The following is a 20,900-nucleotide window of genomic DNA, read 5'->3' on the forward strand; positions in this document are numbered from 1 at the left end:
GCCTCCTAGATTAAACTGCTTTTCTCATCTTTTTCATTTCAATAATAGCTTCAACAAGCGGCTCGGCTGAACCGTGGATATTTCCGACACCGTATACGATACGATCTTTTAAATAAGGCTTCATGCGCTCTAAAATTTCTTCTGTAGAAGCGCCTTCCATATCCCAGAATTCTTTTGTTGGCAATTCGCCTCTTTGGTGTGCAGCAGCGATTGGTGAGGTCGTCTGACCAATTGCAATCATTACATCCGCTTCAATGTATGGCATTACATCTTCAGCAAATTGCTCCGTGCGATCTACACGGTCCGGACGGCAGTTCATAATGACAATAGGAAGCTTTTCACTATAATTCATTGAATCTACACGTTCCCAAATACGAAGCGTGGAAGAAGCGTCGTTGGCAGCAAATCCATTCACTAAAAATGCTGGATTTTTTTCATCGCCAAACGTTGTAATTCTCATAGCTCCTGGGTCAGGCTGGGCATTTAACATTCCTCTCATCGCTGTTTCAGCATCGATGCCAAGTGCTTCTGCTACTGCTAAACCGATGGAAGCATTATCAGGGAAAACCATATAGTCAAATTCACGTAAATACGCTTCAGATACTTTATCATTGTCAGCTACAATAACCTTTGTGTTGCGCTCTGCGGCTATTTTTTTATAGTATTCCAAATATGGACCTTCAATTGTAACAAGGTGGCCATCATAAGGAATAGTAGCAGTGAACGCTTGAGCAACTTCATCTAGAGTTGGACCCATTACGTCCATGTGATCTTCTAGTACGTTTACAATAACGCCTACCTTGGCTTGAATCAGCTGATTTTGGAATGTGATTTGATAATCAGGCTGTACCGCCATACATTCACAAATAAGAGCTTCTGCGCCAATATCGGCAACTTCATTTACCACTCGTCGCTGTTCTCCAATGTTCGGACCTTCTTTACGACGAATAATTGGTTCTTCTTCACTTGTATGCCAGTAGATCATACGCGCTTGTGTTCCTGTCGTTTTCCCTACTGTTTTGTAACCTGCTTCTTTTACAATACCTGTAATCAATCGTGTAACGGTGGATTTTCCGCGAATACCATTAACATTCACTCGTACAGGAATTGAATGCAGCTTGCGTAAATGTCTGCGATACTCCCAAACGCCATACCCTACTAAAAATAGGCAGCATAGGATAATTAAGATCATGTTTCATTCTTCTCCTTCCAAACTTCTCCTGTTGGATACGTTATGAATGCTTTTGATTCATAATGATAGATATACGATTTCATAGTTTCACTCCCTTTATATATGTATGGGAGCTAATCAATTAACAGCGCTAGCATGCTGCTAAAACACCTGCTTTGAAAAATGGACTCGAGTACCAATTTCAACAGCTCTAAAACTATCATCTGCGCTCATTAGTGGTCAATAGCTCAAATGTTATATATTCTTACAATTCCGATTGTCTATTTACAGAATTAAAAACTCATCGTTTTATTTAAAATTTACAGAATAGGTCTAAAGTTTATTTACCTAGAAAAATCCCATCGATACCTTTTTTTACCATAACAACAGGAATATTTTATACATCACTCTTACAATTAACACACGGAAATATTACGTAATTAAAAATTTCTTAACTTTAGAAAACGTTTTGTAATATAAAGGTGGAATAAAAAATAGTTTATCCCATTAATTCCTTTTTATGGATATACCAATTGAATTTGTCTAACAACCGTACTTGTGAGGATGATAGATAGATATAAAAGTAAAAAAAATACATTTATTTATCATTTTCTGCTTACATTTAACTTACTTAAATAGAAAGGACATTAAATATTTTTTTCTAATTTTATAAGCATTTAGACTCCATATGTACCTAGTGCTTTTGTTGTTATTTTATAGATTTCCTTTATTTAATAATCAATTCAGTAAATCTAAATCTCTTGACTATGGCCTCTTTTCCTATTTTTATTTCAATATTTTCTGAATCTTTCTACCGATAAAGGCATCTTTTGTCCGTTAAGATTGCCTAGAAAAATGCATGATTTCTCACTTTTTTGGCATATGATGTTATCATAAAAAGAAGAAGTATCATCAAAAGGAGGAAAACAATGGTTGATACAATCCTTTATTTTCTATTTTCTTTTTGCTACATTGTCCTGTTTTTCTTTAGCATATATGTAGTACGAAAAAACACTTCGCCGTTTTACATGCTATTTCTTCCTTTAGTAATAGCTGGACTAATTTACGATAATGTAATGATTGGGATTGGTTCATTTATCGGTGAAGGCGATACTTTACGTTCACTCAGCATGCTTCGCTTTTGGTTTCACGCTTTATTTACCCCTACTTTGGTGCTCTTTGCGTATGGCGTAGCGAAATATTCGACGATCACATGGGCTAAAAAACCTGTTGCCGGCATTGTTTTTTTGCTGACTACGTTTGCCTTAATTAGCTATGAAATAATCGAGACGATTAGTCAGCGTATGGAAGTTGTACGTGAATATGGCATTGTTCGCTATACATTAGTGGGATCATCCGGTCCCCCTCTTATGGTTCTTATTGTGGCGATTATTTTGCTTTTTGTTGGAATTTCCTTATTTCGCAAGACCAGGTGGAGCAGCATGATGATTGGAGTAGCCGTGATGATTGTAGGAAGTGCCGTGTCAATTCCTATACCAAGCACAGCCGTAACAAATACGTTTGAGCTTATTTTTATCTTTTCTTTATTTTTAACTCAGCGTCATTTAGTAAAAATACATTAAAAAGAAGCGATTCCCTTGCTTCTTTTTTTTATATTTGATATCTTTTTCCTAACGACCGTTAGTTAGATTGAGGAGGAGCTTTTTTGAGTGAATTATCAACTGTAGAAAAAATTAGAGCTGCCGCAATGGAGCTCTTTGGAGAAAAAGGCTATACAGAAACATCGCTTGCTGATATCTCATCAAAAGTAGGCATAAAAAAACCTTCCCTGTACGCTCATTTTAAGAACAAAGACGACTTATTTTTACTAACCGTGCATGATTTAATGAATTTATTTTTAACAAAGTTATCTGTTATATACGAACAGCATAAAACAAAGTCTGCTAAAGAACAGCTTCACTGCTTTGTTGTAGATTTCTGCACGATGATTGAAAAAGATTCTTTTGGCCAGATGTACCGTCGTCTTATTTTGTTTCCACCTGAGCATTTGCAGTCGGAAGTAAAAGCTATTTTCTTAAGAAGCGAACGATTGTCTGATCAAATTCTGCATGCTATTTTTACACAGGGAATGGCTGAAGGCGAAATAATTGAACGTCCGATTGATTTGTATATCAATAGCTTTTATTGTTTAACCGACGGACTGTTCATTCAGCGCTTTTACTATGAACCAGAGTATTATAATCAAAAAATCCACGATGCTTGGACAATATTTTGGGAAGGCATACGCGCTAAATAGGCCCTGTAAAAAGGGCTTATTATTATGTAAGGAGGAATTAAAATGGCTTGGATTTACCTTATTATCGCTGGTTTGCTCGAGATTGTATGGGCAATCGGCTTAAAATATTCACACGGATTTACTGAATTAACTCCAACAATCATTACGATCGTCACAATTGTCATCAGCTTTTATTTCTTTTCAAATGCCTTAAAAAAAATTGCTGTGGGAACAGCTTATGCAGTGTTTACTGGTATAGGAGCTGCTGGTACAGCGATACTTGGTATGACCGTTTTAGACGAAGGCGTAAATATTGGAAAGATTTTATTTTTAGGATTAATGATTTTTGGAATTATCGGTTTAAAGTTAATTTCTACTGAAGAAACAGAAAGAGAGGAATCTTAACATGGCCTGGATTGCATTAATAGCTGCCGGTTTCTGCGAAGTGGGATTTGTGATTTTCTTAAAACTTTCGGATGGATTTAAGCGATTGCTTCCTTCAATTGGATTTATCCTTTTTGGTGCAGGAAGTTTTTATCTTCTCTCCTTAGCGTTAAAGGAAATACCTCTTGGAACAGCTTACGGTATATGGACGGGAGTAGGCGCTGCCGGAAGTGTACTTCTCGGCATGCTTTTCTTTCGCGAAGCAAAAGATATGCGTCGAATTCTATTTATTTTTTGTATTGTAGCAGGTGTAATTGGCCTTAAAATCACTGGATAAGGGTGTACTACTTCCCTTCTTTTCGTGCTATACTAAACTTGTAAACACTTTCAAAAAATAGGAGACGATGACAATGAACCTTGGGTTTGGAGAAATTGCCTTAATTGTATTTGTCGCTCTATTGCTTTTTGGCCCTAAAAAACTGCCGGAATTAGGAAAAGCTGCTGGAAAAACGTTAAAAGAGTTTAAAAACGCTACAAAAGGAATTATGGAAGAAGACGAAAAAGAAAAAGCCCCTCCTAAATAAGAGGCTTATATCTCTTTTAAAAGCTGACTCAAACGTTTGAGTCAGCTTCTTTGTGGTGAGAATATACTGAAATTCGATTTCGACCCGTACGCTTTGCTTCATATAAAGCCTGATCTGCTTGATGAACAATTGAAATGGGTCGTATGTTTTCGGATGGAACGACTGTCATTATTCCAACGCTGATTGTGACACACTTAAACACTTCAGAAGCTTGATGGACAATTCCACGGTCCTCCACTTGCTGTCTAATAGCTTCTGCCATTCTGATCGCTTCATATTGATTAGCTCGAGGAAGCAATATACCAAACTCTTCTCCTCCGTATCTTGCGACAAAAACCGATTCGTCAAAGACAACGCTTTTAGCGATCTTCGCTACTTCTGTTAAGCATTCGTCTCCTTGAATATGGCCATAGGTATCGTTATACGCTTTAAAATAATCAATATCAAATAGAAGAAAAGAAAGCGCTTCTTTTTCTTTCCGCGCGTATTCCCACTCGATTTCCAGCTGTTTATCAAGAGATCGGCGGTTGTTCAGACCCGTTAAGCCATCTTTCATGGACAGCATTTCAAGCTTTTTATTAGCTTTGCGAAGATCACACTCAGCCTTCTTTTTCTCCGTAATATCTCGATATTCCCAATAGTGGCCAATATACACATGACCTTCATAGATTGGAATGTAGTCACGCGCATAAATTTTACCGTTAATAAACGTAATTTCTTCATCTACTATTGACTCTTTTGAATAGACGGTGCTTTCTACCGTTTTTAAAAATCTAGCGGGATCTTTCAACATAGGAGCATGAGATAAAAACAGCTGATTACTTTCCAGTCCAACGTATTGATTAGGAGGCCCGGGTATATCAAACATGTCACAAAAAGTCTGATTAATAACGGCTACCTCGCGCTTTGGCGTTTCAATCATGGTACCTGTCTTTGCATTTTGAACCATAATCGAAAACATTTTAGACAGTTTTTTATGCTGACTTGTCGTTACGCGAGATACATATATATATCTACCTGCTAGATACACTAAACACCCGCCTATAAAGGAAGCAGGGAGTAAATAGACGATAGTCGCAGCGGCGTGCTTCATATCTTTAAAAAGAAAGGACAAGGAGAAAAATATGCAAAGCAAGCTAATAGAATTCATTAATTGAAAACGAATAAATGGACGATAAGGTAAGCGAACCGTCCACCCAGACAGTAAAGCCATTACGATAATTGTAGCAGCGCCTATTATTCCGCTTTCCGTAATTCCAAATAAAAGCAAACGCATTACTCCTATAATACAAGCTGCAATGATAGCCGGTATCATTCCTGCATAAAGACAAACAATTGTCACCGCTAAAAAGCGAAGGTCAAGAATAATAGTAGAATCTATTTTAATTGTATATATCATTAAAATGCTGCCTAATAGTCCATAAGAACATCCGTAATAAATTAAGCGATACATTTTATACCGTTTTATTCCTTCTACTCTATAAATGATTTGCTCTCGAACTATACTCGCAGCAAACAAGAAAGAAATAATTAACGTGATATTAAAGAGAAGTTGACTCACTCTATTCTTCACCTCTTTCCAAAAGCTAAAACAAAAACAATAGGCTTCTTAGCTTACATATTGTTTACAGCTGCTTTTTTATAACTAGTACTGTTTGATTTATCGAACAGTACTATCATTTTTTTCCTTCATTAAATAAAACTGTTCTATACTCTATTTGTTGCCGACCATTCTCACTATATAAAGAGTGTTTATCTTCCTTTTCTACAAGAAATTCTACTTGTTAGTATACTACTAAACTCTATGTGTACACATCACCTTTTACCTTTTTTAAAATATTTATCCATTTTCTATTTTTTGTATTTTTCACTGAAAGGTACGTAGTCGAAATGCAGCAAAAATAAAAAAAAGAGCGTCGATACAACGAGCGCTCTTTTTTATTTATGGCGTAAAAATTCCCAAAGCCCTGGCGTTTTGGAAAAATCAAACGTCTTAACAGCGGAAAGAATTTTAATCTTTAAATCTTGCTTTACGTCTTCTCTCTCATGCAGTGAAAAGCTTTGGACAGCTTTATTTAGTTTTGGTTCCAGCTTTTTTAATAAACGCCTTGACGCCTCTTCATCTCCGGCTTTCACTTTATTTACAAGCTCATATAGAGTTTCCATTTCTTCACTTCTTTCTTAAGTCAGTTGTTAATTCTTCCACTTTTTCTTCGAGTCGCTTTATATTGTTTTCTACACGCAGTAATAAATAAAAAGAAAGGACAGCGGGAAATCCTACGTTTCCAACAAGTTGAAGCCATTGAGGATCAAACATATCTATCACTCACCTTCATAATTTTTTTCAACTTGCTTAGCGCACGTTGGTAATGGTTAGAAACCGCTTGCTGAGAAATAGAAAAATAAGCAGCGATTTCTTTATGAGTCCAGCGTTCGACAATAATCAAGTGCAGCATACACTGCTGCTTGGCCGTTAATTGGCGAAATGCATGATGAAGAATACGATTTTCAAGTTGATTTCCTAAAAATTCATGCTCCCATACAGCTCCGTCCTGTACTCCTAGCATATCTTCAACTGTTCGATTTCCATCTAGCGCAGCCGGCTGCTGCAGGCGAAGAGGAATATATGAACGCTCTTTTTCTTTTACACGCATAACATCTCTGGAATAATGTCTGCAAAGCTTGTTAATATAATGAAGCAATCTAACTTCACTATAAAACTGATGAAATTCTTTGTTTAGAAGTCTTTGTTCTTTTGTATCATTTTTAACAACCGCTTTTTGTAATCGCTCATAGCGTTCTGGTGTCAAAAATGTATTCATTATATGAGTCTGAAGAGTTGCGCTGTGGTTTGTAAGAAATGTATGAAAGGTACATTCTTTGTCGTGCCGCTTTTCTTGCTGCGAATAGAGCTGAGTCATTGTGCAAATCTCCTCCTTTTTTTCTTATACTTATTAAAAAGGGAGAAAAGAGTAAAATAACAACACCAAAAAACGAACGTTTGTTCTTATATAAATTTAACTATATTAGGTTTTTTATGTCAATATGATGAAATGCTCATTAATAATCAAAACGACTCAGTAAAAATAAAAAAAAGAGATTGAGACATAACGAAATGGATCCAATCTAAAGACGAACAAATAGAATACATGAGCTGGACTGCTTATTACACCGCAGTTGATTTCCGTGCAAGACTTCGCTTTCCGCGGGCGGCCGCTGAGCCTCCTCGTCGCTTGCCCTCCAATCAACTGCTAGAAGGAACGAAACAGATGAAATCTACGTTCTGCATAACAAAAAAACGAAACACTAATCAAACATGTTGATCAGTGTTTCGTTTTTCACTTCGGCTAAAATATTTTTATCCCGGCCCTTTTTATTTCTTCTTCATGTATAGATTATTCTTCTCCTAAAACGCGGTTGATACGTTTGCGAAGCATTGGCATTCCATTTCCACCCGCTTGGAAATGACGAAGCTGACCTTCTTTATCAAATACATAATATGCTGGTACATATTTATTTTCAAAAGCGTCTGTTAACTTATGCTCACTGTCTACATAAATTGGCTGAGTAATATCGTGTCCCATTGCCATTGCCTCAATAACACCCATATCTAAGTCATCTTCCGAACGAGGCATATGAACCGCTACAACATTCAATTGATCATCATACTCATCACGAAGATCATTAACTTCAGGCATTGCTTCTTTACATAAATGGCAGCTTACTGACCAAAAGTGGATAAGCGTTGCTTTATCACCTACTAAATCTTCTTTTGTCACTTCGTCGTTAATCCAAGATGTTGCTCCAGTTAATTCAGGCATTTGTTCACGTAATTTCATGTTAAAATCCTCCTCTACATTAATTAAACTGAATATTCTGTATTTTACAGTTAGAAAACTATCTTTTCTATTTTAATGGCAGCAGTAGAGGAAGTTCTCCTCTACTCTACCGTTATTTATTAAAGTGTTTTTTGACCTGGTTTCCAGTTAGCTGGGCAAAGTCCGCCAGTTTGAAGTGCTTGAAGTACACGTAATGTTTCTTCTACGCTGCGGCCGATGTTGTTATGGTTTACAACTGCATATTGTAATTCACCTTCTGGATTAATAATGAATAATCCGCGAAGCGCTACGCCTTCTTCTTCAATTAATACGCCGTAATCACGTGCTACTGCATGAGTTGGATCTGCAGCTAATGGATAATTTAAATCTCCAAGCCCATTATCTTTACGATCTGTGTTAATCCAAGCTAAGTGAGTATGAATTGTATCTGTAGAAACACCTACCACTTCAGCATCTAGATCCTCAAACTCTTCGTAGTGATCTGATAGGGCTGTAATTTCTGTTGGACATACGAATGTAAAGTCCATTGGATAGAAGAACAATACTGTCCATTTACCGTTTTTCATATTTTCTTCTAAACTTACTTTTCCAAATTCCTTATTTGCAAGTACAGCTTCCATTTCGAAGCGTGGTGCTTGTTTTCCTACCATACGTTCTGCCATGTCAAAACCTCTCCTTGTACAATGTATTTAACAAGCCTATGCTTGTATGTATTATTTTTAATGCAATCAGCACTATTTACTATTTGATAACGATTATTAGTATCATTATAAACTAGTAATAACTATTGATTACATTCTTTATTATACACGAGCTATTATTATAGTCAATACTTTTTTATAATCATTTTAATCTAGGATTGATTATCGAATATTTCTCACTCTTTTTATTCTTTCCCTTGATCAATCCTATGTATGCAGGGATGAATGAACATAGAAGATACTAAAAAACTTCCCTTGCTTCAACATATTTGCTTTTACAGTGTGCTGCAACAAGATTTCGAATCTCAATTATGTTCTTTATAAATACAATAAAAGAGAATGAGACATAACGATCTAAATCCAATTTAGAGACGAACAAATGGTATAAATCATCTAATAAGGGTCACTACTTGTTACTTAAAACCTGCTTTTACCCTACCCATTAAAAAATCCGAACGAGTTTAATTCTCCATCAAGAATCAAACTCGTTCGGATCTTCCTTCAACTAAACTACTTTTGTCCAGCCTCTTTTATTTATTTCTTATCATTCGGATATACAAGACCGATTTGCTCTCGCACTTTATCCATCACGTGCATTGTTAGATATGAATTTTCATAAGAATTTGTGTCCGATTCCATCTTTCCTTGCTTTAACAGCTCTACGAATTCATTTATTTCATAGTACATAGCAGGATAAGGCTGATCGACCGTTAACTCTTCTACCCGTCCGTCATTGTATCGAATTTCTACCTTTTCAGCGGTATGTATTTTGTCAATAATCATACTGCCTTTTTCTCCTTGAATTTCACTTGGTAAATGCGAATTTGTAATTTTAGAATACATGATGACCGCGTCACGATCTTCGTACTCTAAAGCAACTGATCCTTCTCCATCTACTCCAGATTCTAGCATAAACGCCGTTGCCTTTATTTTATGAGGCCCTCCAAACAACGTAATCAGAGGATACAGACAATATACACCTAAATCCATCAGTGAACCGTTGGCAAGCTCTGGCTTAAAGGCATTAAGCACGATACCTTCTTTGTATTTATCGTAACGAGAAGAATACTGACAGTAAGATGCCACGTATTTTCGAATTGGACCAATTTTATGTAAGTTCTCTTGAATCACGTTGAAGTTAGGAAGAAGGGTTGATTTCATCGCTTCCATTAGTAACACATTGTGATTCTTGGCTGCTTGAATCATGCGAGTTACTTCTGCTGCATTGGCTGCGAGCGGTTTTTCACACAGTACATGCTTGTTATTTTTCAAAAATAAGATAGCTTGTTCCGCATGATAAGCATTTGGAGTAGCAATATACACGGCATCAATTTCAGCACTTGCTGCCATTTCCTCCAAATCAGTAAATATATGAGGAATATCATATTTACCTGCAAATGCTTCTGCTTTTTCAATGGTTCGAGAATAAACAGCTGCAAGCTGAAAGTCGTCTACATACTGAGCTGATTCTAACAGTCGATCTGTTATCCAGTTTGTTCCTATTACACCAAAACGAATCATCTTTTCATCTCCTTTTTATCATCTATGTTGTATTGTATCGTTTTTAAAAAGAAAAACGAAGAAATAATAAAAAATCTAAACCATTTTCCGTTGCTTTATATCTATTTTGTTCTATATAAAAAAACAGCTCACAACAAATGTAAGCTGTTTTTTTATATGACTCAAACGTAAGCTTATGCTTTCTCACCCACTACAGCAAAACGTTCGTTTACATAGTTTTTATTCTCTAACTCATCTATTAAAGCAATCGCATAATCAGCATAGCTAATATAGCTTTCATTTTGACTATTTGTGATCACGTGATCTTTTCCTAATTGATAGGCTCCAGTGCGAGCACCTTCTGGGTCAAAAAAAGCGGCTGGGCTTAAATAAGTCCAATCTATAGTTGATTTTTCTAGTTCTTTTAAACCTTTGCCCATATTTGAAGCCGTTGGATAATAAGCTGCTGTAAAACCTTCTGTGCTCATTAAAGGCATTGTTTTTTCTTCATCTACAAATAAACTTCCTGCACCGCCCACTACTGCGAGTCGCGTTTGAACACCTTGAAATGCTTTAATAAGTGATTGTATAGACTCAACGTGCATCTGTTCGCTTCCGGGAGGTGCATTAAATGCGTCTACCACAGCATCGAACTGTTCAATGTCTTTTGAAGTAATGACAAAAATATCTTTTTCAATTACGTTTGTTTGATTTTTTAGTTTAGAAGCATTTCGAACAATGGCTGTTACTTCATGTCCTCTCTGTTTTGCTTCTTCCATAATTAATTGACCTGCTTTTCCTGTTGCTCCAATAACGCCAATTTTCATTTTTATTCTCTCCTTTTATTTTTGTTGTAACCACAATAGTTACACATTACACAAAAAAATTTGAGCTTTTATAACACTGCTATTTCTTTTCAGCTCGTTGTAACCATTATAGTTACACGTTATTCAATTTGTCAACCTCACTATTCATTTTTTTACGAGATAAAAGATTTTAGGGATCGCTAAAAAATCCACAAAACAATAGCTTATTTACTATTTCAAAATATTCCCATATTTTCAACTTATTTTTATCTCAGAGTACTTTTTTATGAAAAAAGGTTTCTTTTTTATAAAAAAGTGTTATACTAGGTATATTATTTCTTGTTCGGTGTTAACAAATAGAAAGACTTTCTTTAAAGTGATTCTTATTGAAATTGAGCAGAGATAGTAATATATTCGTGGATTTTCCACACAGGAGGTACTACAATGGTACAAGGTAAAGTAAAATGGTTTAATGCAGAAAAAGGTTTTGGATTCATCGAAGTAGAAGGACAAGACGACGTATTCGTACACTTCTCAGCTATCCAAGGCGAAGGTTTCAAATCACTTGAAGAAGGTCAAGAAGTTACATTTGAAATCGAAGATGGAGCTCGTGGACCACAAGCTGCTAACGTTCAAAAGTAATTGATTAAGAAGCTGTCACTTTAGTGACAGCTTCTTTTTATGTCTATTTAACCAATTAAAATTTGATTTTCCTGCCAAAGATTAGTCAAGTTCGTATCCGCGAGCCGCTGATGCGTCTCTTTTACGCTAAGCCAGCGATGCTTGTTGAAAACAAAGCGAGTTTCAGGAAGTTCAGTCCATATTTCCTGTACAGACTGGACATTTAACAGAACAAAGTTTGCTTCGTTTCCTTCTTCCACTCCATACTTTTCTTTTCCAATCAGCCGGGCTGGTATACTTGTAATCATTCGGAGCAACTGCCGCTGATCATCTGGACTTCCCATATGTGCAGCATAGGCAGTTAGTAACCCTACTTGCAGCAAGTCTGCTTTTCCAAACGGATGAAAGGGGTCGTTCACGTTATCAGATGCAGTAGCAATCGGAATCGCTGCTTTTTGTATGTCGCGAATACGCGTTACGCCTCGTCTTACAATTCCTTTATCTTCCCTTCCCTGTAAATATAAATTAGAAGCAGGTAATGTGACAACTCCAATTTTCGCCTGTTTCAAAAGGTTTAAGATTTCTTTCACTTTTGCATCAGTCATTCCTGCAAGCGAACAAAGATGCCCCACTACCACTTTTCCTTCCATATTCAATTCAATTGTTCTATGAGCAATATTAATTATCGTATCAACAGATGGATCATCGCTTTCATCCACATGTAAGTCAAGAGGTTTATTATAGGCTTGAGCCAGCGAAAACAGAGCATCAATCTCTTTTTCTGGATTTCCAGCTAAATGAGGACAGCCTCCAATCGCATCAATTTCAAGGTCGAATGCTCGTTCAATTTTAGTCATCTTATGCATATCATCAATGTCTAAGTTAGAGAATAGCGGAACAACCTGCACATCCATATACGGGCTTAATTCATCTCTCACTTCGACAGCCGCTTGTAAACTTCGAAATAAGCTATCTTCTTCCATGCTGCAGTCAAAATCAATATGCGTTCGAATCGTAGTCGTACCGTTAGCTAATGCCTGCAAAGCAGTTTTTAACATTCGCTGCTTAATTTCTTCTTCTGGAAATGCCGGCAGGCTGCTGCTGTAATTTTTAATGGCTTCTTGAAGAGTTCCAGATAGATTGGGTACCTGAGGAAGCGAATGAGCTTTGTCTAAATGCATATGCATATCTACAAATCCTGGTAATAGTACACGCCCCTGTGCATCAAGTGACGTTTCTTTTCCTAACACGGCCGCGTGTAGCGGAAAAAACTCGTCACCTTCAAGATAACCGTTTTGTAAAACGATAGAAGTATACATTCCATTTGAAATTTTCACTTCAAAAAGAGCGTGATCGTGCATAATTGGCAAGCGAACATTAATTAAGTGAAGCAATATAATTCCCTCCTCAATTTTTCAACTTCTTCATTTTTCATAGACCGCTTTATCTTATTTATCATTTATTGTTTAAAGCATTAATTCGCCAAATTTAGCGAATCACCTTCTCTCTAAAGGCCTTTATTTACAGAGAAAAAAGCAAGAACAAAAAAAAGGAGCAGCGTCCCCACGCTGCTCATCAAAGAAAAAATGCTAGAAAATAGATAGAATGTACTTCCCATGGTTAAATGAGGGCTTACAGATAAAGCTTCAGTGAGTGATTTCATGCTTTGCATCGCTATTCTCCCCAGAAAGCAATGCAGATACAAGCAAAAAATTTCCACCACTCGCTCACACTGTAAATAGACACATAAGAAAAAGCCCAAACAAAGGCAGGTCTCTCAAATACAATGAGCAAAAACCTACCCGCCTGGGCTTTTATCCCTTCGGTGTCATATCCACTTCTTTTCAAAAATGAATATGTGAATCGCTTGGACCAAACTTTCTACTAACGTAAAAATGGGAACCTAGATTCACTTTTTACTCATAGTCCTATCATTTACGGTGATAAGGTAGAAACGTCTGAGCCATATTCTCAAACATATATGAGTGAACCGTATTTAGCTTTTTCTTGTCTACAAATATACTATAGGTCTCTCTATAAGTCAAATATAAACGAATAATCTTTTTAATAAAATTATATATAGTTCGCCTTTTACAAAAGTTTACTTTTTTAAAAAGTTTGTTAAACTATCTAACACAGTAGTTGCATCTTCTTATAATCCTGCTTATACTTCGAACTACTTACATTATCTATAAAGGTCTTCACTCTGTTGAAGACAAAAAGCGATCTAGGGTTCCGTTTAACACATGTTAAAGGCTGGTCCGAGAGAGAGCGTGCGGAACGGTCCGTATACACGGAAGGATAAAAGCCTGGGAGAATGACATCATTCTCCCAGGCTTTTCTTTTTTACTAGTATAAAATAGAGGAAAGAAGGGATTTATATGAACAACCAACCAGCGTTAAGTAAATCGCTAAAGGTATATCAAATTGTATTTTTGGGTCTTGCCTGGATGACTCCGATGATTTTCTTTACAGTTTACGGAGTAGCCTACGATGCGGCTGGAGGGCAAATGGTCCTTGCTTATTTAATTGCTTTTTTAGCTATCTTTTTTACCGCATATAGCTATAGCCGAATGGTAAAAGCATATCCAATAGCAGGATCTGCTTATACGTATACGAAAAAAGCTATACATCCTCGCCTTGGCTTTTTAGTAGGCTGGGCACTTCTTTTAGACTATATTTTCTCCCCTATTATCGCTATTTTAACATTTGGTATTTTTATGCATACAGAATTTCCTTCTATTCCTGTATACGTATGGGTCATTGTCATGAACATTATCTTAGCTTTAGTCAATATTGTTGGTATTAAATCTGTCGCTCGTATAAGCGGCATCTCTGTTGTAGTTCAGATTCTATTTATAAGTTTGTTTTGTTTATTTATCATCAAAGATATTGCAACAGGTCAAGCTAGTTCTTCTACTCTTTTTTCACTTCATCCTTTTTTGGCTTCAGATGTACCGTTTACGACTATCTTTTCTGGAGCTGCGCTCATTTGCTTTTGCTTTTTAGGATTTGATGCCGTTACAACAATGGCGGAAGAAACGATTCAACCGGAAAGGACCATTCCAAAAGCCATTTTTCTTATTGTTTGTATTGCAGCTGTTATGTACATCGCTATTTCGTATTTTACACAGATTGCCTATCCGGGATTCACATTTACTAATCCTGATAATGCTGCCTACACCCTTGTAAAATTAGTGGGCGGAAATCTTTTAAGCAGTCTATTTATTACGGTCTTAATTATCGCAACCTTTACTCAAGGAGTTTCTTCAGTCACAAGCGTGACTCGCTTTTTATATGCTTTAGGCCGTGAATCCGTGCTGCCTCAGAAGGTATTTTCATATATTCATCCAACGTTTAAAACGCCCGTGGTGAATATCTTGCTTGTTACCGCTTTTTCGTTTTTGGGAATGTTTATTGATTTAAACACAGCCGTTACTTTTGTCAGTTTCGGTGCCTTAACCGCTTTTACATTTGTTAATCTATCAGTCATTGCCCATTTTTATATTAAGTTAAAGAAACGATCGTTTACTGAAACAATACTTTATTTAATCTTCCCTTTGATAGGAGCGGCATTTATCGGATGGCTGCTCACACTGTTAAACAAAGACACTCTTTTGATTGGTGTCGCCTGGCTTACGGTTGGGTTTCTCTATTTATTTGTAAAATCTCGACTATCGGCTCCTTTTGTAAAGAGAGATCATTCAAAAGTGACGGTCCCTGAAAAATAAACTGAAAAATCAGTTTTCGTGTCAGGTATTCTAACAAACTGCTTGTCAACTTATTTTCAAACATACTATACTACGATTAATCGAAAGCCAAAAATGGATAAAGGTTCTTACAGATGTTAAGAACAAAAAAGCTGTCTAGGGTTCCGTTTAACATACGTTAAAGACTGGTCCGAGAGAGAGCGATATGGCGCTATGCTGTATAACACGGAAGGATAAAAGCCTGGGAGACTACTCTCCCAAGCTTTTATCCTTTTTTTATTCTAAGGAGGTTATTTTATGAGTTATATCTGGAAGCAAACCATCCCAGCGGGCGGAAAATGGTCAGGACGAATTGGAAGAGGAAAATCAGTGACGTTTACCGCACAAGAATCCGGTGCAAACGCATCCCTACTATTGTACAACGCTTATGATTTAACGGAACGATACAACATGCCTGATACCTTAAAAGCTCAGCATACTGCTCATTTAACAAAAGGACACGTTCTGATGAGTGACAACGGCAGAGCATTTGCAAGCATTACTGCTGACACCACCGGCTGGCATGATACCATTTCAGGCTACACTACGCGCAGCTTAACTCATCAAAAATACGGTGCATCTACTTATCAAGAATCCCGAAACGAATGGCGAAGGAATGGCGAAGAAAACTTCTCAATGGAGCTTCTGCGCAACGGTTTAACAACACGGGATTTAGTCCCTAATCTTAACTTATTTTCAAAAGTATACTGCGACGAAGAAGGCAATATGAATTTTGTTTCTTCTCATTGTAAAAAAGGAGATTTTATTACGCTTAGAACAGAGATGGATTTGCTTTTTCTACTGTCTAATACACCTAACCCCCTAGACCCGAGCGAAACGTATCCTTCTGTTCCGATTGAAATAACCGTAGATGAAGCAGCTCCTGTAAGCTCAGACGACTACTGTTTAAATTTTAGGCCTGAAAATAAACGAGCGTTTGAAAACACATGGTCTTATGACCTATTGCTTGGAAATAAAACATTATCAACGATTTAAAAATGAAGGAGGCTTCTATAATGGCTGTATTTAATCGAGTGGAAAGCAGCAGAAAAATAGAGAACGCAATTTATGATGAAACGGTACTGGCTGGGGACGGCTGGATGCACCAACTTAAAGCAGGCCAAACTCTTAGAATAATAGATGTAAAAGGAAATCAAGCAGCGGATACGTTATTCTTTGATGCAGAAAATCCAGAAGATCATTACAGTGCAGTATCGACGATTGCTAATCAAGGAAATATTTATTTATCCACCGGCACGGTGCTGCTTTCTCAATCTGGCAAAGAACTAGTCAAAATTGTAGCTGACACGTGCGGACGCCACGATACCCTAGGTGGAGCTTGTTCCGCACAAAGCAACACCGTACGTTATGCACATGACACGCTTCCGATGCATAACTGCCGAGATACATTTATGCTGCAGCTATCAAAATATGATAGCCGCTACACTAAAAGAGATTTAGCACCGAACGTAAACTTTTTTATGAATGTACCTGTGACGCCAAGCGGCGGATTAACGTTTAATGACGGAGTGTCTGCACCTGGATACTATGTAGAAATGGAAGCGATCAATCCTACACTTGTATTGATCAGCAACTGCCCTCAGCTTAACAATCCGTGCAACGATTATAACCCTACCCCTATTCGCTTAGTTATTTGGGATTCATTATAAAAAGGAGTGTTCATCTATGTTTACAAAAGTATTAATTGCGAACCGAGGAGCAATTGCTGTTAGAATTGAGCGAACATTACGACATTTCGGAGTGAAATCTGTGGCTGTTTATACAGAAGCTGATCAAGACAGCCTGCACGTTGATGAAGCAGATGAAGCCATTTTAATTGGCAGCGGCCCGGTCAAAGAAAGTTATTTAAACGAAGACCTTATTCTAGATATCGCAAAGAAAACAGGAGCGGAAGCTATTCATCCAGGCTACGGTTTTTTAAGCGAAAACGCGGAGTTTGCTCGTCGCTGTCGAGCTGAAGGAATTGTATTTATTGGTCCTACACCTCAGCAAATGGAAATATTCGGATTGAAACATTCAGCTCGGGAAATTGCGCAAAAAGCGGACGTGCCTTTGCTTCCTGGTACACCTCTTATTACAGATGTATCAGAAGCTGTACGTGCTGCTGAAGAGATTGGCTATCCCGTTATGTTAAAAAGTACAGCTGGCGGCGGCGGAATTGGAATGCGTGTTTGCCAGGATGAAAAAGCTCTTCAAGCCGCTTTTGACTCAGTTTGCCATTTAGCACAAACAAACTTTAAAAACAGCGGTGTTTTTTTAGAGAAATACATTCAAAAAGCTCGCCATGTGGAAGTTCAAATCTTCGGGAATTCTTTTGGAGAAGTAGTAGCTTTAGGGGAACGCGACTGCTCTATTCAGCGAAGAAATCAAAAAGTAATTGAAGAAAGCCCAGCTCCAAACTTCCCTTCATATATACGGGAAAATATGCTGCAAGCAGCTACTCGACTAGCTAAAGAAGTCGGATACCGAAGTGCAGGAACGGTAGAATTTTTATATGACGCCGAAGCGGAGAAGTTTTATTTTTTAGAAGTAAATACTCGTCTTCAAGTAGAACACGGCGTTACAGAAGAAGTGTTAAACATCGATTTAGTAGAATGGATGCTTAAAGAAGCATGCGATGAGCTGGTAAACCTTCCTTCTTTGCTTCCTGTTCCTTCAGGTCACAGTATCCAAGCGCGTATTTATGCCGAAGATTGCTTAAATGATTTTCGTCCAAGCGGCGGGCAAATCGACCAAGCCATTTTCTCTAAAAGTGCTCGAGTTGAAACATGGGTGCGAGACGGCATTACTGTAACATCACTTTATGATCCTATGCTAGCTAAAATTATCGTTCATGGAAAAACACGAGAAGAAGCTCTTCTAAAATTGAGCGCTGCTTTAAAAGATACAAGATTATACGGCGTTACTACTAATCTTCAATACTTGCAGGGACTGTTAGAAGAAAAAGCGTGTAAAACAGGCGATGTGTATACTCAAATGCTTAACTCATATACTCCGAGCGAACAAGCAATTGAAGTATTAGACGGCGGCGTTCAGTCTACTGTTCAAGATTACCCGGGACGCACCGGGCACTGGAATGTAGGAGTTCCTCCCTGCGGCCCAATGGATCCTTTTGCTTTTCGCATAGGAAACAAACTTCTCGGAAATTCACCGGATGCCCCGGGAATTGAAATGACTCTCCGAGGCGGCTCTTATAAATTTAGAGACGATGTATCTTTTTGTATTACCGGTGCTAACATGCATGCTACATTAGACGGCGCTGAAATTCCCATTTATAAAACCATTCAAGCAAAGCCGGAACAAATTCTTTCATTTGGTGAAGCAACCGAAGGAATGCGCACGTATTTACTGATTGGCGGCGGACTTGATATGCCTAAAATATTAGGCAGTTCTTCTACTTTTACACTAGGAAGCTTCGGAGGACACGGCGGAAGAGCACTTCGCACGGGAGATGTACTGCGTGTTTCTGACTACGCTCACGTTGAAAATGAACTTGCTCTTTCCTACCAGCCGACCATGTCTAAAGAATGGACAATCGGAGTGATTCCCGGCCCTCATTGTACAGAAGAGTTTTTGCAGCCAGAGTACTTGCAGCAGCTAACAGATACAAAATGGGAAGTTCATTTTAACAGCTCTAGAACAGGCGTTAGGTTAATAGGTCCCGCTCCTTTTTGGACGCGTGAAGATGGAGGAGAAGCCGGTTTGCATCCATCAAATATTCATGATAATGCCTATGCCATCGGCACCTTAGACTTAACCGGAGATATGCCTATTTTACTTGGCCCAGACGGCCCGAGCCTCGGCGGCTTTGTTTGCCCTGTTACGACTGCCTCAGCAGAGTTTTGGAAAATAGGACAGCTTCATCCCGGAGATAAAATTTCGTTTAAATTAATTGACCTTGAACAAGCTGAAAAACTCAAATGTACGCAGGAAGACTTTTTACAGCGTATCGGAACATCCGCATCACTTCCTATGTTTACAAATCCAGTAGCACAGCCGCTCAAAAGCGATTATCCGCTGCTGATCAACGAAACGGAAAATAGACGATTCCCTTTTTCCGTCCGCTGCTCAGGCGATGCAAATATACTTGTAGAATACGGAGAAATGGAGCTGGATCTGCTGCTTCGCTTCCAAGTGCATGCTTTAATGGAAGCTATTCAAAAGCATAAGGATTTACCAGTTCTAGATTTAACGCCTGGTATCCGTTCTCTTCAAATTCATATTGATGCAACAAAGATGTCTATTCTTGAACTGTGTCAGCACATTTCAGCTATAGATCGGGCGCTTCCTCCTCTTGAAGAAATGGAAGTTCCGTCTCGTATTGTAAAACTTCCACTTTCATGGGATGATCCTGCGACTCAATTAGCTATTGAACGCTATCAGCAAAACGTTCGTCCAGATGCCCCCTGGTGTCCAAGCAATCTAGAGTTTATTCGCCGAGTAAACGGTCTGGATCACATTGAAGATGTGAAACGAGTTGTATTTGACGCTAATTATCTTGTAATGGGGCTTGGAGATGTATATTTAGGCGCGCCTGTTGCTACGCCTCTAGACCCTCGTCACCGTTTAGTGACAACGAAATATAATCCCGCTCGTACATGGACACCTGAAAATGCAGTTGGTATTGGCGGTGCGTATATGTGCGTATACGGAATGGAAGGTCCTGGGGGCTATCAATTTGTGGGACGCACGATTCAAATGTGGAACCGACTTCGTCAAACGGAAAATTTTGAAGCAGGAAAACCGTGGCTTCTTCGTTTCTTTGATCAAATTCAATTTTATCCAGTAGAAGCAGATGAGCTTTTAAAACTGCGCGAAGATTTTCTTCGCGGGAGATTTGAAGCAGATATTACGGAGACAACGTTTAAACTTGGAGAATATTTAGATTTTCTTTCATCTATTGAAGAAAGCACGGCTGCTTTTCGTCAAACCCAGCAGGCTGCTTTTCAAACAGAGCGAGAAGATTGGAAAGCACTCGGCTTAGCTGAGTACGTCTCTGAACATGAAACGGCTGAAATTACGGAACAAGAACTGCCCGAAGGTACGGAAGCCGCGCGCTGTACAATGCCGGGAAGCGTATGGAAAGTTCTTGTTGAAGAAGGACAAAAAGTTGAAAAAGGCGATACGTTAATTATCGAAGAAAGTATGAAAATGGAGTTTCCACAGCTAGCACCTATGGATGGATATATCAGTTCTATTCATGTAAAACCCGGCGATGAAGTACAAGCTGGACAGCTGATTGCCGGTATAAAAGCCTTTGCTCCAATTACTCATTAAGGACGGTGGAT

Annotated in this window: 21 protein-coding genes and 3 riboswitches; of the genes, 10 read left to right on the forward strand and 11 right to left on the reverse strand. The window is 38.1% G+C overall.

From position 1 onward, the window contains the following. Positions 1 to 10: 10 nt before the first annotated feature. On the reverse strand, positions 11 to 1,192 hold the full coding sequence (gene pgsB / locus WKH56_RS13290; protein WP_014461310.1) for a poly-gamma-glutamate synthase PgsB: 1,182 nt from the start codon (positions 1,190 to 1,192) through the stop codon (positions 11 to 13). 908 nt (positions 1,193 to 2,100) lie between these two features. On the opposite strand from pgsB, the gene WKH56_RS13295 reads away from it, so the two are divergent. The 5 genes from WKH56_RS13295 (at position 2,101) to WKH56_RS13315 (ending at position 4,375) form a co-directional block, all read left to right on the forward strand. Continuing rightward, positions 2,101 to 2,754 carry a hypothetical protein gene (locus WKH56_RS13295; protein WP_034269809.1) on the forward strand — a complete coding sequence of 218 codons (654 nt, stop codon included), beginning with the start codon at positions 2,101 to 2,103 and terminating at the stop codon, positions 2,752 to 2,754. 83 nt (positions 2,755 to 2,837) lie between these two features. Further along, the gene (locus tag WKH56_RS13300; protein WP_048020135.1) at positions 2,838 to 3,428 is read left to right on the forward strand and encodes a TetR/AcrR family transcriptional regulator; all 591 of its coding nucleotides are present in this window, start codon (positions 2,838 to 2,840) and stop codon (positions 3,426 to 3,428) included. Positions 3,429 to 3,470: 42 nt separating this feature from the next. Beyond that, the gene (sugE, locus tag WKH56_RS13305) at positions 3,471 to 3,812 is read left to right on the forward strand and encodes a quaternary ammonium compound efflux SMR transporter SugE (protein ID WP_028412237.1); all 342 of its coding nucleotides are present in this window, start codon (positions 3,471 to 3,473) and stop codon (positions 3,810 to 3,812) included. Position 3,813: 1 nt separating this feature from the next. Continuing rightward, positions 3,814 to 4,128: a DMT family transporter gene (locus tag WKH56_RS13310; protein ID WP_033578200.1), complete on the forward strand. Its 315-nt coding sequence runs from the start codon at positions 3,814 to 3,816 to the stop codon at positions 4,126 to 4,128. Between the two features lie 73 nt (positions 4,129 to 4,201). Then, positions 4,202 to 4,375: a twin-arginine translocase TatA/TatE family subunit gene (locus WKH56_RS13315; RefSeq protein WP_013055701.1), complete on the forward strand. Its 174-nt coding sequence runs from the start codon at positions 4,202 to 4,204 to the stop codon at positions 4,373 to 4,375. A gap of 28 nt (positions 4,376 to 4,403) precedes the next feature. Here WKH56_RS13315 and WKH56_RS13320 read toward each other — a convergent pair whose 3' ends face one another. The 9 genes from WKH56_RS13320 to WKH56_RS13360 all read right to left on the reverse strand — a co-directional run bounded on the left by WKH56_RS13320 (position 4,404) and on the right by WKH56_RS13360 (position 11,242). Next, positions 4,404 to 5,936: a diguanylate cyclase domain-containing protein gene (locus WKH56_RS13320; protein ID WP_310884220.1), complete on the reverse strand. Its 1,533-nt coding sequence runs from the start codon at positions 5,934 to 5,936 to the stop codon at positions 4,404 to 4,406. A 377-nt stretch (positions 5,937 to 6,313) separates the two neighbouring features. Beyond that, positions 6,314 to 6,541 (reverse strand): helix-turn-helix domain-containing protein, encoded by a 228-nt coding sequence (locus WKH56_RS13325; protein WP_013055697.1) that lies wholly within the window; start codon positions 6,539 to 6,541, stop codon positions 6,314 to 6,316. 4 nt (positions 6,542 to 6,545) lie between these two features. Beyond that, the gene (locus tag WKH56_RS13330) at positions 6,546 to 6,692 is read right to left on the reverse strand and encodes a YvrJ family protein (RefSeq protein WP_013055696.1); all 147 of its coding nucleotides are present in this window, start codon (positions 6,690 to 6,692) and stop codon (positions 6,546 to 6,548) included. Continuing rightward, positions 6,685 to 7,296 (reverse strand): sigma-70 family RNA polymerase sigma factor, encoded by a 612-nt coding sequence (locus WKH56_RS13335; protein ID WP_048020133.1) that lies wholly within the window; start codon positions 7,294 to 7,296, stop codon positions 6,685 to 6,687. The genes WKH56_RS13330 and WKH56_RS13335 overlap by 8 nt, the downstream gene beginning before the upstream one ends. Positions 7,297 to 7,452: 156 nt before the next feature. After that, complete coding sequence (locus WKH56_RS13340) at positions 7,453 to 7,623, reverse strand: hypothetical protein (protein ID WP_342835862.1); 171 nt, start codon at positions 7,621 to 7,623, stop codon at positions 7,453 to 7,455. A gap of 147 nt (positions 7,624 to 7,770) precedes the next feature. After that, a complete protein-coding gene (locus WKH56_RS13345; RefSeq protein WP_013055693.1) occupies positions 7,771 to 8,214 on the reverse strand; it encodes a TlpA family protein disulfide reductase in 444 nt (147 codons plus the stop codon). Between the two features lie 119 nt (positions 8,215 to 8,333). Then, positions 8,334 to 8,876, reverse strand: a complete 543-nt coding sequence (locus WKH56_RS13350; RefSeq protein WP_014461319.1) for a peroxiredoxin — start codon at positions 8,874 to 8,876, stop codon at positions 8,334 to 8,336. Positions 8,877 to 9,449: 573 nt separating this feature from the next. Beyond that, positions 9,450 to 10,436, reverse strand: coding sequence for a Gfo/Idh/MocA family protein (locus tag WKH56_RS13355; protein WP_048020132.1), 987 nt, complete (start codon positions 10,434 to 10,436; stop codon positions 9,450 to 9,452). Between the two features lie 173 nt (positions 10,437 to 10,609). Then, positions 10,610 to 11,242: an NAD(P)-dependent oxidoreductase gene (locus WKH56_RS13360; RefSeq protein ID WP_063248243.1), complete on the reverse strand. Its 633-nt coding sequence runs from the start codon at positions 11,240 to 11,242 to the stop codon at positions 10,610 to 10,612. A gap of 423 nt (positions 11,243 to 11,665) precedes the next feature. Between WKH56_RS13360 and WKH56_RS13365 the strand changes: the two genes are divergently transcribed. Further along, on the forward strand, positions 11,666 to 11,863 hold the full coding sequence (locus tag WKH56_RS13365; protein ID WP_013055689.1) for a cold-shock protein: 198 nt from the start codon (positions 11,666 to 11,668) through the stop codon (positions 11,861 to 11,863). Between the two features lie 47 nt (positions 11,864 to 11,910). Here WKH56_RS13365 and WKH56_RS13370 read toward each other — a convergent pair whose 3' ends face one another. Beyond that, positions 11,911 to 13,236 (reverse strand): amidohydrolase family protein, encoded by a 1,326-nt coding sequence (locus WKH56_RS13370; RefSeq protein ID WP_223546327.1) that lies wholly within the window; start codon positions 13,234 to 13,236, stop codon positions 11,911 to 11,913. A gap of 509 nt (positions 13,237 to 13,745) precedes the next feature. Then, a riboswitch (purine riboswitch) is annotated at positions 13,746 to 13,847 on the reverse strand. Positions 13,848 to 14,058: 211 nt separating this feature from the next. Next, positions 14,059 to 14,160: riboswitch (guanidine-I (ykkC/yxkD leader) on the forward strand. A 63-nt stretch (positions 14,161 to 14,223) separates the two neighbouring features. Between WKH56_RS13370 and WKH56_RS13375 the strand changes: the two genes are divergently transcribed. The 4 genes from WKH56_RS13375 (at position 14,224) to uca (ending at position 20,889) form a co-directional block, all read left to right on the forward strand. Beyond that, complete coding sequence (locus tag WKH56_RS13375) at positions 14,224 to 15,573, forward strand: APC family permease (RefSeq protein ID WP_034269790.1); 1,350 nt, start codon at positions 14,224 to 14,226, stop codon at positions 15,571 to 15,573. A 124-nt stretch (positions 15,574 to 15,697) separates the two neighbouring features. After that, a riboswitch (guanidine-I (ykkC/yxkD leader) is annotated at positions 15,698 to 15,802 on the forward strand. A gap of 47 nt (positions 15,803 to 15,849) precedes the next feature. Beyond that, positions 15,850 to 16,587 carry an urea amidolyase associated protein UAAP1 gene (locus WKH56_RS13380; protein WP_034269787.1) on the forward strand — a complete coding sequence of 246 codons (738 nt, stop codon included), beginning with the start codon at positions 15,850 to 15,852 and terminating at the stop codon, positions 16,585 to 16,587. Between the two features lie 20 nt (positions 16,588 to 16,607). Continuing rightward, complete coding sequence (locus WKH56_RS13385; RefSeq protein ID WP_063248244.1) at positions 16,608 to 17,261, forward strand: urea amidolyase associated protein UAAP2; 654 nt, start codon at positions 16,608 to 16,610, stop codon at positions 17,259 to 17,261. Positions 17,262 to 17,277: 16 nt separating this feature from the next. Further along, positions 17,278 to 20,889: an urea carboxylase gene (gene uca / locus WKH56_RS13390; protein WP_342835870.1), complete on the forward strand. Its 3,612-nt coding sequence runs from the start codon at positions 17,278 to 17,280 to the stop codon at positions 20,887 to 20,889. Positions 20,890 to 20,900: the final 11 nt, after the last annotated feature.

This window comes from Priestia sp. SB1 (genome assembly GCF_038898415.1).

Coding starts and splice junctions, on each gene's coding strand:
- WKH56_RS13330 (WP_013055696.1), bottom strand. CDS start 6,692: ATGTTTGATCCTCAATGGCTTCAACTTGTTGGAAACGTAGGATTTCCC.
- WKH56_RS13360 (WP_063248243.1), bottom strand. CDS start 11,242: ATGAAAATTGGCGTTATTGGAGCAACAGGAAAAGCAGGTCAATTAATT.
- WKH56_RS13335 (WP_048020133.1), bottom strand. CDS start 7,296: ATGACTCAGCTCTATTCGCAGCAAGAAAAGCGGCACGACAAAGAATGT.
- uca (WP_342835870.1), top strand. CDS start 17,278: ATGTTTACAAAAGTATTAATTGCGAACCGAGGAGCAATTGCTGTTAGA.
- WKH56_RS13345 (WP_013055693.1), bottom strand. CDS start 8,214: ATGAAATTACGTGAACAAATGCCTGAATTAACTGGAGCAACATCTTGG.
- WKH56_RS13375 (WP_034269790.1), top strand. CDS start 14,224: ATGAACAACCAACCAGCGTTAAGTAAATCGCTAAAGGTATATCAAATT.
- WKH56_RS13380 (WP_034269787.1), top strand. CDS start 15,850: ATGAGTTATATCTGGAAGCAAACCATCCCAGCGGGCGGAAAATGGTCA.
- sugE (WP_028412237.1), top strand. CDS start 3,471: ATGGCTTGGATTTACCTTATTATCGCTGGTTTGCTCGAGATTGTATGG.
- WKH56_RS13315 (WP_013055701.1), top strand. CDS start 4,202: ATGAACCTTGGGTTTGGAGAAATTGCCTTAATTGTATTTGTCGCTCTA.
- WKH56_RS13310 (WP_033578200.1), top strand. CDS start 3,814: ATGGCCTGGATTGCATTAATAGCTGCCGGTTTCTGCGAAGTGGGATTT.
- WKH56_RS13295 (WP_034269809.1), top strand. CDS start 2,101: ATGGTTGATACAATCCTTTATTTTCTATTTTCTTTTTGCTACATTGTC.
- WKH56_RS13385 (WP_063248244.1), top strand. CDS start 16,608: ATGGCTGTATTTAATCGAGTGGAAAGCAGCAGAAAAATAGAGAACGCA.
- WKH56_RS13365 (WP_013055689.1), top strand. CDS start 11,666: ATGGTACAAGGTAAAGTAAAATGGTTTAATGCAGAAAAAGGTTTTGGA.
- WKH56_RS13350 (WP_014461319.1), bottom strand. CDS start 8,876: ATGGCAGAACGTATGGTAGGAAAACAAGCACCACGCTTCGAAATGGAA.
- WKH56_RS13325 (WP_013055697.1), bottom strand. CDS start 6,541: ATGGAAACTCTATATGAGCTTGTAAATAAAGTGAAAGCCGGAGATGAA.
- pgsB (WP_014461310.1), bottom strand. CDS start 1,192: ATGATCTTAATTATCCTATGCTGCCTATTTTTAGTAGGGTATGGCGTT.
- WKH56_RS13355 (WP_048020132.1), bottom strand. CDS start 10,436: ATGATTCGTTTTGGTGTAATAGGAACAAACTGGATAACAGATCGACTG.